Raw genomic sequence first — 13,599 nt, 5'->3', positions numbered from 1 at the left:
AAAAAAGCCCGGCCCCCGCGAGGGGACCGGGCTGTTCGTCTGTAGCTTGAGAGCTGATCAGCCGCGGGTGCGCGAGCGGATCATGAAGCTGTCAAAGGTGTATTCGGCGACCTGCCACCACAGATATTCGTCGGAGCGATAGGCCTGCATCGCGTCGATCGACTTCTTGAAGTCGGGGTTCTTGGCGGAGATTTCGCTCCACAGCTCGTTGGTCGCCTTCAGGCAGGCTTCCAGCACCTCGTTGGTGAACGGGCGGAGCTGCGTGCCGCCGGCAACCAGTCGCTTCAGCGCCGTCGGGTTCTGCAGGTCGTAGCGCGCGGCCATCCAGCTATTGGCGTTCGCGGCCGCGTTGGTGAGGATCGCCTGGTAGTTCTTCGGCAGCGCATTCCACTTCTCGAGATTGACGAAAGCGTGGACAGTCGGGCCGCCTTCCCAGAAGCCCGGATAGTAGTAGTACTTCGCGACCTTCTGGAAGCCGAGCTTCTCGTCGTCATAGGGGCCGACCCACTCGGCGGCGTCGATGGTGCCCTTTTCCAGCGCCGGATAGATGTCGCCGCCGGCGAGCTGTTGCGGCACCACGCCGACCTTCTGCAGGACCTGGCCGGCGATGCCACCGATGCGGAATTTGAGGCCCGACAGATCGGCAACCGTCTTGATTTCCTTGCGGAACCAACCACCCATCTGGGTGCCGGTGTTGCCGCAGGGGAAACCGATCACGTTGAACTTCTTGAAGAACTCGTTGCCGAGCTGCTCGCCGCCGCCCTGATACCACCAGGAGTTCTGCTGCCGCGCATTGAGACCGAACGGGACCGAGGCGTAGATGGCGAAGGTCGGGTCCTTGCCGACATAGTAGTAGGCCACCGTGTGCGACATCTCGACGGTGCCGGTCGACGTCGAGTCCAGCGCCTGCAGGCCGGGGGCGATTTCGCCCGCCGCAAACACCTGGATCTGGAATTTGTTGTCGGTCATCTCGGCGACGTATTTCGACAGCTGCTCAGCGCCGCCATAGATCGTGTCCAGCGACTTCGGGAAGCTTGAGGTCAAACGCCACTTGATTTCGGGAGAAGACTGCGCGATCGCCGGCGCGGCAACCGCGGTCGCGGCCGCACCGGCCGCAGAAACTTTCAAAAAGTCACGACGCTTCATCTTAAGGCATCTCCTTGCGGGGCGTTTCCCATTTGTCCCCAAAAGCATCTCCTCCGGGCGGGCGAATCCTCGGGCTCCGGGGCGCTCTGGCGGGGCCGTTTAACATGGATGGCCGCCCGCGGAAACGCGACATTGGCATGACGAGACTGGACCAAAGTCGCAGGGCGCAGGCCCAAATACCGGGCAGAAATGGTCGTCAAGCCGCGGCGATCACGCGCCCGAGCTGCTCGCGGACCTTGGTCCCGATTGCGCGGTAGATTGCCGCGTGCGGCCCGTCCGGCTCGCTTTCCACCACCGGATTACCGGAATCCGAGGTGGTGCGGATCGCCATATGGAGCGGGATCTCGCCCAGGAACGGCACCCCCAGCCGCTCGGCCTCATGCCGGGCACCGCCATGGCCGAAAATGTCCGACCGCGTGCCGCAATGCGGGCACTGGAAATAGCTCATGTTCTCGACAATGCCGAGCACGGGCACGTTAACCTTCCTGAACATGGCGAGCCCGCGCCGCGCGTCGATCAGGGACAGGTCCTGCGGGGTCGAGATGATGACGGCGCCCTTGAGGGGCACATTCTGCGCCAGCGTGAGCTGCGCATCGCCCGTGCCGGGCGGCATGTCGACCACCAGCACGTCGAGCGTGCCCCAGGCGACGTCGCGCAGCATCTGCGTGATCGCCGACATCACCATCGGCCCGCGCCAGATCATTGCGGTGTCTTCCTCGACCAGAAAGCCGATCGACATAATCGAGAGCCCGAAGCGGGAGATCGGGATCATCTTCTTGTCGTCGTTGAGTGCGGGCTTCTCGCGGATTCCGGTCAGACGCGGCACCGAGGGGCCGTAGATATCGGCATCGAGCAGGCCGACGCGCAAGCCGAGATCACGCAGGCCGAGCGCGAGATTGAGCGCGGTGGTCGACTTGCCGACACCGCCCTTGCCCGAGGCCACCGCGATGACCGCGGCGATGCCGGGGATTTCCGCCTGCCGCGACATCGGCGACGGAGCGCCTTGCGGCGGCCGATGCGTCGAGGCCGGCGCGATGCCGCCCCCGGCATGACGGTGCGGTTGCGGCGGAGCGGTCGAGCCGGGCTTTCGCTCGGCGGTCAGTGCGATCATGGCGGCAGTGACGCCCGGAATAGCGCGCACGGCGCTCTCGGCCTGCGCGCGCACGCTTTCCCAGGCGCGCGCTTCCGCGGCATCGACATTGATCGAGAAGAACACCTTGCCGTCGCTGACCGTGATCGGCGACAGCACGTTGGCATTGGTTAGGGCGACGCCGCGCGGCGACGTCACCCCGGCCAATTTCTCCAGAACCTGTTGCTGCGTCACGCTCACAGCCGCTCTCCTGCCGAATATCCTCATGCTGAAGTCACAGATATGACGGATCGGCAGAAAAGGGTAGTTGTGCCGGCGCAATAGATTCCGCGGTTTGCGGCCGCGTCCCGAAAGGTTCCTACCTGCCGCCGACGTCGTCGGCGCGCTCGGACGGCGCTTCGGCGCCCTGTTCCTTGGCGACCTCGTAGTTCAGCTCGATCATCACGCCGTTGGGATCGTGCACAAAGATCTGCCAGAGATCGCCGCCCGGAACCTGCCGGGAATCGAATTTCATGCCCTTGGACTTCAGGCGCTGCTCCATCGCCGTGAAACCGCGGCTGACGAAGGCAACGTGATGGACCACGCCGGAATCCGGCTTCTGCGGCTCATCGGTCGGGGAAATGTCCACGAGATGAACCACCGGCTTGCCCTCGCTGTACATCCAGGCGCCGGGAAAGGCGAAATTCGGTCGGGCGCCCTTCTCCAGGCCCAAGACGTCCTCATAGAACTTGACGGTTTCGGCGAGTTTCCGGGTGCGGATGTTGAAATGATCGAGCACGCCTACGCTTGCGCCCATGTCTCACTCCCATTTTTGTGAGGTTTGTTGGTGCACTATCCTAGCACAAAACGCCTGATATCGGGCAAACGAAGCCGTTGCCCTCTGCGGCGCAGCCTTTATGTTGCGGCTTCCCGCCTGAAAAACACCGTCCGGCCCGTGCAATGTCGCCGGCAAATCCCAAGGCAATCAAGCAAGAAGCAAGGTAGTAGACATGGCTAAAGTCGCTTTTCTCGGTCTCGGCGTGATGGGTTTCCCCATGGCAGGACATCTCGTGAAAAAGGGTGGGCACGAGGTGACGGTGTACAATCGCACGCCGGCGAAGGCGCAGGCCTGGGTCGAGAAATTCGGTGGCCGCGCGGCGCCGACCCCGAAAGCCGCGGCCGAAGGCCAGGACTTCGTGATGTGCTGCGTCGGCAATGACAACGATTTGCGCTCGGTCACGATCGGTCCGGACGGCGCGTTCGCCGGCGTCAAGAAAGGCGCGACCTTCGTCGACCACACCACCGCTTCCGCCGAGGTCGCCCGCGAGCTCAATGCCGCCGCCGAGAAGGCCGGGTTCAAGTTCGTCGATGCGCCGGTGTCCGGCGGACAGGCCGGCGCCGAGAACGGCGTGCTCACCGTGATGTGTGGCGGCAAGGAAGACGCCTATGCCGGCGCCGAGCCTGTCATCGCGGCCTATGCGCGGATGTGCAAGCTGCTCGGACCGGCCGGCTCCGGCCAGCTGACCAAGATGGTCAACCAGATCTGCATCGCCGGCCTGGTGCAGGGCCTCTCCGAAGGCATCCACTTTGCCAAGAAGTCGGGTCTCGACGTCGCCAGCGTGATCGAGGTGATCTCCAAAGGCGCGGCGCAATCCTGGCAGATGGAGAACCGCTACAAGACCATGAACGAGGGCAAGTACGATTTCGGCTTCGCGGTGGAATGGATGCGCAAGGATCTCTCTATCTGCATCGCGGAGGCCCGCCGCAGCGGCGCCAACCTGCCGGTGACCGCGCTGGTCGATCAGTTCTATTCCGAAGTCGAGAAGATGGGCGGCAAGCGCTGGGACACGTCGAGCCTGCTGGCGCGGCTGGAGCGCTGACCGCCGTCCCCTTCCCCCTGCGATCGGTCCGTAGCCTGGGGAGCCAACGGGTCGCGCGAACGCGCACCCGATGACAAGCTCGGCGCAACCCGGGAGCACCGTCTCAACGTTTGCGAGCGGTCCCGGGTTACGCTTTCGCTTCACCCGGGCTGCGAGCCTTTCTTCTCCTCCTTCTCCTCCCCTTTTCGAGGGGAGGTTCAATGCGGCTCATGGCCCGTTTCGGGCGGTTCGCATCAAGCCGTCGCGGCGTAGACGTCCCACTTTCCCGGAAGTCCCTTCAGGTCGAAGGAACCTCGCTCTTTGAATTTCAGCCCGGCGCCGGCGACGAGATCGGTGACCACGCGCGACACCAGCACTTCGTCCGGTCCGGACTGGGCCATAACCCGCGCGGCGGCGTGCACGGCGATGCCGCCGATGTCCCTGCCTCGAATCTCGATCTCCCCGGTATGGAGTCCGGCGCGCAAAGGCAGGCCGATCTTCCGGGCGGCGACGCCGATCGCCAACGCGCAACGCACAGCGCGCCCAGGGCCGTCGAACGTCGCCAGGATCCCATCCCCAGTGCTTTTCACAAGATTGCCGCGGTGCCTGCCGACCACCTCCTCCGCGAGGCGGTCATGCTCATCCAGTACCCGGCGCCAGCGCTCATCGCCCATCGCAGCGGCGCTGCGGGTCGAATCGACGATATCGGTGAACAGCACGGTCGCCAGCACGCGTTCCAGTTCGGCCGACGAAGCGCCGCGATGGCCGGTGACGAACTCCTCGATGTCTCCGTGGAGCGCCTCGACGTCGCCGGTCCAGAAACTGTGGTCGCCATCCGCATACTCGACATAGCGGGCGCCCGGGATTTGCTCGCTGAGCCTGCGGCTGAGCGCGACGGGCACCTGGATGTCCATCTTCCGATGCAGCACCAGGGTCGGGACCCGAAGGTCGGGAAGGACGGAGGTGACGTCAATCTGCCGGTTCAGCATCAGGAGCGTCCGCATTGCGCCCGGGCTGCTCGACAGCCGCTCGAGCCTGGCAAACTGCCTGACCGCATCGGCCGAACTCGCTTGGCTCGCGGTGACAGTCTTGATCATCTCTCCGCTGCCGAACGCCTTGATGAGGTGCTCCAGCCGGGCCGGCCACAGTTCGTCGGGAATCCTGTCTGCGGCGCGCGAATAGCCTCCGACCAGAATCAGATGTGAAACCCGGCCCGGATAGGTTGCCGCGAACAGCGCGCTCATCGGGCAGCCCTCCGAGAAGCCGAACAGGACGGCGCGGCGCGAGCCGACCGCGTCCATCACCGCGCGGACATCGTCCATGCGCGTCTCCAGTGACGGCGCGTCGGTCATCCGGTCCGACAGTCCCTGCCCCCTCTTGTCCAAGCTGACCACGCGCGCGAAGCGCGACAGCCGCCGCAGGAAGGCCGTGTAGCCCGGAAGCTCATGCATGAACTCGACATGCGAGAACAGGCCGGGGACCATGACGATGTCGACCGGCCCGTCGCCCGTCACCTGGTAAGCGATGCTGATATCGTCCGACAGCGCATACCGCGTCTCAGGCAGTTCAAGATGGGACAAGGTTTCCTCCGGAGGCTTGTTCCTCCTATTTGAAACAGTCCCGCTTGCGCCTACAACCGGGACTATTGGCCTCGTCACGGCCGGGCGACCAGATATCGGAACGTATTGTTCAACCGGTAGCCCGACGCCGCCAGATATGGCGCGATGGCGGCCGCAATGGCATCGCGGGCGCGCTCGATGCTGGATGTGCGGATCGCGCGCTCCGCCGGCCCTGATGAGAGCAGACCGCTCAGGGCGGTATCCAGATTGGGATAGATCCACGGACAATCGACATCCACGACGGCGCCCGGCTTCAGGCCCGCTTCGCTTGCGAGCGCCTTGAGCTTGGCTTCGTCGGAGAGCGCGAACGGACCAGGAGCACCGGGCGGCGGTGGCGGCATCAGCGATCCCAGCGCCTTCAAATGTCCCGCCGCTTCGCAGGTTTCCGGCAAGCCCCAGACCGCGATGATGATAACGCCATCGGTATTCACCACGCGCCGCGCCTCCCGCAGCGCATTTACCGGTGACGCTGCGTATTGAAACGAGTTGAAGCCGGTGACCACGTCGAACGAATGGTCCTCATATGGCAACGCTTCCATCTCGGCGACATGGAAGTCGCCACCAGCGACGCGGCGGCGCGCAATCTCGATGAACTGTGCAGTCGCATCGACGCCGGCGACGCGGCCGATCGCCCTGGAAAACACTTCCGCGGCAAGCCCGGTGCCGCATCCGACATCGAGGATCGAACTCGCTTTTGCCACCTCGGGGCGCGTCAGCGCGCTTCGGTAAAGCGGAAGGAACGTCGGTTCCTGCACCTCGGCATAGTCACGGGCGCGTACGCCCCATAATTCTCCCTGCACCGGGGCCGACCCGGTGGCTGTGGTTGTCGTCGCGCTCATTGCGCACTCCTTGAGACGGCCGGCGCGGACGCGCCGTGATGCCGCATGATCGGCGACATCGCAGCGTCCGTCATGAGCCGCCGGTCCCAGAAGGCCGTCGAATTAGGCGGAGGCGACGAAAAGGTCTGGGACTCAAGACCCAGATAAGGTCAGTCCGTGGTGAGGTTGCGGGACCCGAGACCCGCCTCGCGCGCACGCACGATCGCCTGCGCGCGGTTCGGCGTGCCGAGCTTGCTGAAAATGCTGTTGATATGGTTGCGGACGGTCTTCTCGCTCAATGTCAGCGATGTCGCGATCTGCGGATTGTCGAGGCCGCGCGCGATAAGGTCCAGCACCTCGCGTTCGCGTGCCGTCAGTTCGAGAAACTCGGTGTCCGCAGCCTCCGTGCCGCGATCGGCGACGAACCGCGCGATCTCGTCCAGGAACTGACGCCACGCCGGCTGATGCGCGAGCAGGAGATGATTGTTGCTGTCTAGCGGCACAAATTCCGCATTCGGAATCGAATGGGCAACCAGATGGCCGTCGGCAAACGGCACCCGCCGGTCGTTCTTCGCGTGCATGACGAGGGTCGGACTGCAGATGTCGGGTAGCACGGCACCGACGTCGACGACGTTATGGGCTCGCATCAGGCGCACCACGTTCTGCGGCGATACCGTCATGCGCTGCATGTCCATGAACCAGTTATAGTGTTCCGGCCTGCTGTCGGGGATCAGCAGCGAGGAGAAGACCTGGCGAAACACCGGATTATCGCGTCCCCAGCCGAGTTCGACCAGCTTGAGCATTGTCTCGGCCTCGTCGACGTCGTGCGGCGCCGGATCGTGGGCGAGTTTCCCGCGCGCATAGGCGCCGTAGAGAATGAGGTGGCTGACGCGCTCGGGGTGACGAGCCGCATAGGCGATTGCCACTGGCGCTCCCTGGCAGCAGCCGAGCAGGATGAAGCGCTTCAGCCCGGACGCGTCGGCGACGGCTTCGAGATCGGCAACAAGATCGTCGAACGTCAGATGCTCTGGGTTCGGGTCGGACAGGCCGCAGCCGCGGCCGTCATAGCGCGTCAGGGTGTAGCTCTTCGTCAGTTCGGCCAGCCGCGCCTGCCAGATCGGGCTCTTCCAGTCGTATTCAACGTGATTGAGCCAGGTCGCGACCTCGATCATCGCCGGCCCCTGTCCGCCCTGCGTATACGCAATCCGGACTCCGTCCTTGGACTGACAGAATCGGATCCGGGTCGTGCCCATGGCTGCAAATGGCTCGGGTCGTTGTGATGTCGCTGACACCCGGGCCTATAGCATGAAGGTTCGCCGAGTTCGATCTATTGCGGGACCGCCAGCTTTCAGTTCCGCCTGAAAGGGAAAGTCGGGATGAGGGTCTGCCACGGGCGCCAGCGTTCGTGGAGGCGGGATCCCCCACCCGGCTTGCGCGTTGCACGCGCTAACCGCCCTTCCCTTTTCAAGACCCTTTCAAGGGGAGGTTTGGGGCGCTGCCAAATGGTTAATTTAACTTCTCGTTAACGAGAATCTTTAGCTTTCTAAGTCATCGCTTAATGATTTGGCGCGAGAGATAGACAATGCAAAAAGCCCGTGCGGTTCGCGGGCAGGATTTTGTGTTGTTAATGAGTGATCCCGCGGAAAAGCCTGAAGTTGTCCAGCTGCCGGCCGAGCCTCAGGCTGCCGCGCCGGTCAACAGCCGCCGCGCCGCAGCGCAACGGGTGCGAGAGGCACGGGATCGGTTAACGTCAACCAGCGGGACCCGGCCCGCATTCGACAACGAGCTGCTCCGCCAATATGCCCAGACGAGGATCTCGGCATCCTACGTCGTGATGCTGCTGGTGGTCGCCACCGGGGTGCTGTTCGGCGTGTGGCGGGAGCCGATCGTGGCGGCCGCCTGGACCATTGGCATGCTCGGCGTCCATGCCGCGACAGTGAAGAGCTGCGCCAGGTTCCTGAAGGACTCCCCCTCGCCTGCCGCGACGCGGAAATGGCGGGCACGGTTCGTCCTGCTCGATCTGCTCTACGGCCTGTTCTGGACGGTAATCCTGCCTCACCCGGCCGGCATGGATGCCGCCTCCAATGCAATGATGATGTTCCTGATGCTGCTGGTGATCGCGGTCTCCAGCATGCTCGCGGCGAGCCTTCCAGTCGCGGCACTGGCGGCCACCGCGCCGGTGGCGATCGCGACCGCCCTTAGTTTCGTGCTGAGCGGTTCCCTGGACAATTACGTGTTCGCGGTGCTCGCGCTCGGCGCCGAGTGCTATTTCGTCCTGCTTGCCCACCGGCTGCACTCGACGACGCTCGCCACGCTGCAGGCGCGCGCCGAGAAGGACGTGCTGATCGCCGAGCTCGAGCAGTCCAAGGCGATCTCCGACGAGGCGAGGCATCGCGCCGAAGCCGCCAACGTGGCGAAGTCGCGCTTCCTGGCGCAGATGAGCCATGAACTGCGCACGCCGCTGAATGCCATCCTCGGCTTCTCGGAGGTGATGAAGAGCGAGATCTTCGGCGCGCATGCGGTGCCGGTCTACAAGGAATACTCTGCCGACATCCACAATTCCGGCGTCCACCTGCTCAATCTCATCAACGAGATCCTCGATCTGTCGCGGATCGAGGCCGGCCGCTACGAGCTCAACGAGGAAGCGGTCTCGCTGGTGCATGTCGTCGCCGACTGCCACCATCTCTTGAAACTGCGCGCGACCAGCCGCGGCATCACCATTCACGAAGTGTTCGAGCAGGGCATGCCGCGGATCTGGGTCGACGAGCGCGCCACACGGCAGATCGTGCTCAATTTGTTGTCCAACTCGATCAAGTTCACCCCGCAAGGCGGCGAGATCTGGCTGAAGGTCGGCTGGACCGCCTCCGGCGGCCAATATCTCAGCGTGAAAGATACCGGCTCCGGCATCGCCGAGGACGAGATTCCGATCGTGCTGGCATCGTTCGGCCAGGGCTCCAACTCGATCAAGTCGGCGGAACAAGGCGCGGGACTGGGCCTGCCGATCGCCAAGAGCCTGATCGACCTGCATGGCGGCACTTTCACGCTGAAGTCGAAGCTGCGCATCGGCACCGAGGTAATCGTGACCTTCCCGCCGGAACGCGTGATGTCGGCGCTCGCGCCGATGGCCGAGGAAGCGCCGCCGTTGCAGCCGCAACCCTCGATTCCCTTGACCGAGGACAAGCAAAGGGGGCGCCACAAGCCGATCATGAGTGCAGGCACCGGGCTCTAGAGCATTTCCGGTTCTGATTGAATCAGAACGGAAGCTCTAGATTCTTGTTTTGACGCGTTTTCCTCACACGAACCGGTGTCCACTTCGCTCGAAAACGCTCCGGATCAATATCCGATTAATGGATTCGGATCATGATCCCAGCTCTCGTTTGAGCATGATCTTCCTGCGCAAACGCTTCGCGTTTGTGGCGAGGGGAAACCGGTTTCCACTCTTCCGGATCACGCTCCAGACGCGCTTGCATACGCGATCGAAATCGTTTCACTATCGAAGGATGAGCAAAGAAACGCCGTGTATCGCAGTCTGTATGATCGACCCCAGGACCGAGCTCTGCTTCGGCTGCGGGCGGACGCTGCCGGAGATCGCGTGCTGGCACAAGATGGACAGCGCCGAGCGCATCGCCGTGATGGCACAATTGCCCGCACGCATGGCGGAAGCGGGCCTCGAGCGGATGGAAGCGCACCCGAAGCGCGCCTGATGCGTTGGATGCGGGAAGCGGTGTCATGAGCCGCATCGTCCTCGTGCTGTTGATGCTGGTTGCGACCGCGGGCGCAGTCGTCGCCTACGGCGATCCCGAACAGATCGCGCGCGCCAGCAATCAGGTCTCGCACATGTTGCGCGGGAACGTCGTGACCCCCGGCCCCGCCGTGCAGATTCCGCGCGGACAGGGCGGCGAGTTCGCGCTGCGCGCCAAGATCAACGGCGTCAGCACGCCGATGGTGATCGACACCGGCGCGACCTCGGTAGTGTTGACCTGGGAGAGCGCAAAGGCGATCGGGCTGCCGATCGACATGCTCGACTACAATGTCGATCTCGAAACCGCCGGCGGCCACACCAAGGCGGCACGGTTGACGCTCGATCGCCTCGCGGTCGGTCGGCTGGTCGAAAAGTCGATCCCGGCGCTGGTGGTGCCGCGCGGGCAGATGAAGACCAATTTGCTCGGCATGAGCTTCCTGGATCGACTGGAAAGCTGGGGCGTCCGCGCCGACAAGCTGATGCTGAACGGCTATCCCGATGTGCTAGGCCGCCATCGGCGCGGCCGCACGGCTTCCAACTAGCGCAATCGCCTCGCGCAAGACGTTCACGCCCGCACCCGGCCTCGTGCCATGCTCGGCGAGATGCCGGCGGAAAGCGCGCGCGCCTGACACCGCGAAGAATGCGCCGACGAAATGGCGCGTGATCGCATGCAACCGCGTGCCGCGCGCGAGTTCGTCCTCGATATAGGGGATCATCGCTTCGAGCGCGTCCTGCATCGTGGCATGCGGTGCCGCCTGATCGAACAGATCGGGGTCGACCGACAACAACCGCCATGGCTCCTGATAGGCCGCGCGCCCGAGCATCACGCCATCGACATGCGCCAGATGCCGCTTGGCCTCGTCGAGGCTCGCGATACCGCCATTGATGATGATGGGAACATTGGGCATGGCGGCCTTCAGCCGATAGACGCGATCATAGTCGAGCGGCGGGATGTCGCGGTTCTCCTTTGGCGACAGGCCGTTCAGCCAGGCCTTCCGCGCGTGCACGATCAGTGCATCCGCGCCCGCCGCGATCACGCTGCGCGCCAACGTATCGAGCGCCAGTTCCGGATCCTGGTCGTCGATCCCGATGCGGCATTTCACCGTCACGGGAACCCGCACCGCGCGCTTCATCGCCGCGACACCTTCGGCAACGAGCGCCGGCTCCGCCATCAGGCAGGCGCCGAACCGGCCGTCCTTGACCCGATCGGACGGGCAGCCGACATTGAGATTGATCTCGTCATAGCCGAAATCCTCACCGACCTTGGCCGCGGCCGCGAGCTCGCGCGGATCGGAGCCGCCAAGCTGCAACGCCACCGGATGCTCGCTCGCGTCAAACCCGAGCAGCCGCGCGCGGTCGCCATGAATGACGGCGCCGGTGGTCAACATCTCCGAGTAAAGCCGCGCGCGCCGCGAAAGCCGACGATGGAAGACGCGACACTGCCGGTCGGTCCAGTCCATCATGGGTGCCACAGAAAAGCGATAGTGTTGCGATTCCAATGATTTACCTTACACTCTCAATGGGATGAAGCACGAACGTGTGCACTCCAAATTAGCCGAAATTGCACACGTTTGTACCCGTTTTGACCTCTCGGTGCACACATAGTGCACACGAAAGCCGGAGTGCACACGCGTGGCGACCTTCACTCAATTGGCATCGGGAAACTGGCGCGTCCAAGTCCGCCGCAAGACACGTTATGTGGCTGAGACTTTCCGACGGCGCAAGGACGGCGAAGAATGGGCGCTCGAAATGGAGCGCAACATTGACCGCAATGGATCGTCCAAACCACGCGTTGTGCGGGACGTTCGCACATTTGGCGATCTGATTGATCTGCACGACGAAGACATGCACGAGGTTGGAAAGCCCCCTCGCCGGTCAAAGGCTGCTGTGATGGCATCGCTTAAGGCTGAGCTCGGCAGCGTGAAGCTGCCCGCGCTCAATCGAGAGCGGCTGATCGAGTTCGGAAGAAAGCGCGCCAAGCAAGGCGCTGGTCCAGCGACGTTGGCGATCGATATGTCTTTCATCCGTACGATCATAACGCACGCCGCCGCTGTGCATGGCATCGAGGTTTCCGCTGAGGAAGCTCGCCTCGCACGCGTCGCGCTTAGCCACCTCAATCTGGTTGGAAAGAGCAAAGAGCGTGACCGACGACCAACACAAGACGAACTCGACGAACTCATCGAGTACTTTGAGACGAACCGTCGGCAATTCATACCGATGGGACGCATCGTCAGATTTGCCGTCGCAACGACATTGCGCCAGGAAGAGATCTGCAAACCCGAGTGGCCGCTGGTCGATATGAAAAAACGACTGGTGGTCATTCAGGACAGAAAGGACCCGAGGAATAAGGATGGAAATGACCAGAAAGTGCCTTTGCTCAATCTAACAGGCTATGATGCCTGGGAGGTCGTGCTTCAGCAGCGAATTGTGACGCGAGGCTATGGGCGGGTCTTTCCCCATAACCATAGATCGGTAAGTGCGGCATTCACCCGGGCATGCGATGAACTCAAGATTGAAGACCTGCACTTCCACGATCTGCGTCACGAGGGAACGAGCCGTCTGTTCGAAGCAGGACTTCCAATCGAAAAGGTAGCGCTGGTCACCGGCCATAAGGATTGGCGGCAGCTGCAGCGGTACACCAACCTTAAAGTTGAAGATCTTCTCAAGCTGCAGTACGCCCAGCAGCCGTCGATGGAAGAATTTATCAAGATGTTGGCGTAAGGCTGCGCCGGCTGCCGACCCGCATACGGACTGCCATGGCCCGACCGCGACTACACCTCCGCTCTGAGTTTTCGGAACCGGGCTCGGAATCTCAACGACGCTTAGCCCACGCGTCGCGTACGGGCGTCCTGTCAAATCCATCCACCGACGGCCAGCGTTAGCTAACCTGGGCCAGGCCAGACGCTCACGACAAACAAGCCTGCGACGGCAACGGTCCGACAACAGGTCTAGGGATCCACGGACGCGCGATGCGATCTTATGGCGCGCTCGGAGGGCGTTCGCATTGCCTGCGATTTCAATGGCTTATTCCGACAACGGCGATCGAAAGGTTCATTTCGACCCCAGAGGGACCCCTTTAGGTGGTGTGGACACTTATCTCAGCCATAAGACGATGGCTGCGAGGGTGACAACAGCGTGGTAATTTCGGGCGGTCTTTTCGAAGCGGGTTGCGACGCGACGGAACTGCTTGAGTTTTGAGAAGCAGCATTCCACGAGATGACGCTGGGCATAGAGATGCTTGTCGAGCGGATATTTGAGCGCACGTGACGGGTTGTTGGGGATGACGGCCAGCGCTCCCTTGGCGGCGATGGCTTGGCGCAAGTGATCGGCGTCATAGGCCGTATCG

The 13,599-nt window shown here is 63.1% G+C and carries 13 protein-coding genes; 5 read left to right on the top strand and 8 right to left on the bottom strand.

Going from position 1 to position 13,599, the window contains the following annotated elements; genetic code table 11:
• Window positions 1-57 precede the first annotated feature (57 nt).
• The 3 genes from K288_RS0133465 to K288_RS0133455 form a co-directional block, all read right to left on the bottom strand.
• On the bottom strand, window positions 58-1,146 hold the full coding sequence (locus tag K288_RS0133465) for a TRAP transporter substrate-binding protein (protein ID WP_027583471.1): 1,089 nt from the start codon (window positions 1,144-1,146) through the stop codon (window positions 58-60).
• Between the two features lie 196 nt (window positions 1,147-1,342).
• Entirely contained in the window at window positions 1,343-2,476 is a 1,134-nt protein-coding gene (locus tag K288_RS0133460) for an Mrp/NBP35 family ATP-binding protein (RefSeq protein ID WP_027583470.1), read from the bottom strand.
• A gap of 118 nt (window positions 2,477-2,594) precedes the next feature.
• Complete coding sequence (locus K288_RS0133455) at window positions 2,595-3,032, bottom strand: VOC family protein (RefSeq protein ID WP_027583469.1); 438 nt, start codon at window positions 3,030-3,032, stop codon at window positions 2,595-2,597.
• A 193-nt stretch (window positions 3,033-3,225) separates the two neighbouring features.
• Between K288_RS0133455 and K288_RS0133450 the strand changes: the two genes are divergently transcribed.
• Window positions 3,226-4,095, top strand: a complete 870-nt coding sequence (locus tag K288_RS0133450; protein ID WP_027583468.1) for an NAD(P)-dependent oxidoreductase — start codon at window positions 3,226-3,228, stop codon at window positions 4,093-4,095.
• Window positions 4,096-4,328: 233 nt separating this feature from the next.
• Here the strand turns inward: K288_RS0133450 and K288_RS0133445 are convergent, their stop codons facing one another.
• The 3 genes from K288_RS0133445 to K288_RS55035 all read right to left on the bottom strand — a co-directional run bounded on the left by K288_RS0133445 (window position 4,329) and on the right by K288_RS55035 (window position 7,683).
• Complete coding sequence (locus tag K288_RS0133445; RefSeq protein WP_027583467.1) at window positions 4,329-5,654, bottom strand: adenylate/guanylate cyclase domain-containing protein; 1,326 nt, start codon at window positions 5,652-5,654, stop codon at window positions 4,329-4,331.
• Between the two features lie 74 nt (window positions 5,655-5,728).
• A complete protein-coding gene (locus tag K288_RS0133440; RefSeq protein WP_084799903.1) occupies window positions 5,729-6,532 on the bottom strand; it encodes a class I SAM-dependent methyltransferase in 804 nt (267 codons plus the stop codon).
• A gap of 149 nt (window positions 6,533-6,681) precedes the next feature.
• Complete coding sequence (locus K288_RS55035; protein WP_275451081.1) at window positions 6,682-7,683, bottom strand: alpha/beta fold hydrolase; 1,002 nt, start codon at window positions 7,681-7,683, stop codon at window positions 6,682-6,684.
• A gap of 455 nt (window positions 7,684-8,138) precedes the next feature.
• Here K288_RS55035 and K288_RS0133430 point away from each other — a divergent pair, with 455 nt between their 5' ends.
• From K288_RS0133430 to K288_RS0133420, 3 genes are all read left to right on the top strand, one after another.
• On the top strand, window positions 8,139-9,740 hold the full coding sequence (locus K288_RS0133430; RefSeq protein ID WP_027583464.1) for a HAMP domain-containing sensor histidine kinase: 1,602 nt from the start codon (window positions 8,139-8,141) through the stop codon (window positions 9,738-9,740).
• Window positions 9,741-10,011: 271 nt separating this feature from the next.
• A complete protein-coding gene (locus K288_RS0133425; RefSeq protein WP_027583463.1) occupies window positions 10,012-10,215 on the top strand; it encodes a DUF1289 domain-containing protein in 204 nt (67 codons plus the stop codon).
• 25 nt (window positions 10,216-10,240) lie between these two features.
• Window positions 10,241-10,795: a TIGR02281 family clan AA aspartic protease gene (locus tag K288_RS0133420; RefSeq protein WP_027583462.1), complete on the top strand. Its 555-nt coding sequence runs from the start codon at window positions 10,241-10,243 to the stop codon at window positions 10,793-10,795.
• Here K288_RS0133420 and dusA read toward each other — a convergent pair.
• Entirely contained in the window at window positions 10,757-11,716 is a 960-nt protein-coding gene (dusA, locus tag K288_RS0133415; RefSeq protein WP_027583461.1) for a tRNA dihydrouridine(20/20a) synthase DusA, read from the bottom strand. The genes K288_RS0133420 and dusA overlap by 39 nt on opposite strands.
• A gap of 169 nt (window positions 11,717-11,885) precedes the next feature.
• Between dusA and K288_RS0133410 the strand changes: the two genes are divergently transcribed.
• Window positions 11,886-12,974: a site-specific integrase gene (locus tag K288_RS0133410; protein ID WP_027583460.1), complete on the top strand. Its 1,089-nt coding sequence runs from the start codon at window positions 11,886-11,888 to the stop codon at window positions 12,972-12,974.
• A gap of 372 nt (window positions 12,975-13,346) precedes the next feature.
• On the opposite strand, the gene K288_RS0133405 is transcribed toward K288_RS0133410, so the two are convergent.
• Window positions 13,347-13,599, bottom strand: a 253-nt coding sequence (locus K288_RS0133405; protein WP_027583459.1) for an IS5/IS1182 family transposase, incomplete at its 5' end; no start/stop codon positions are given.

The organism is Bradyrhizobium sp. Ai1a-2, from assembly GCF_000426245.1.
Classification (GTDB): Bacteria; Pseudomonadota; Alphaproteobacteria; order Rhizobiales; family Xanthobacteraceae; genus Bradyrhizobium.
This window is presented reverse-complemented; position numbering and strand designations above follow the sequence as displayed.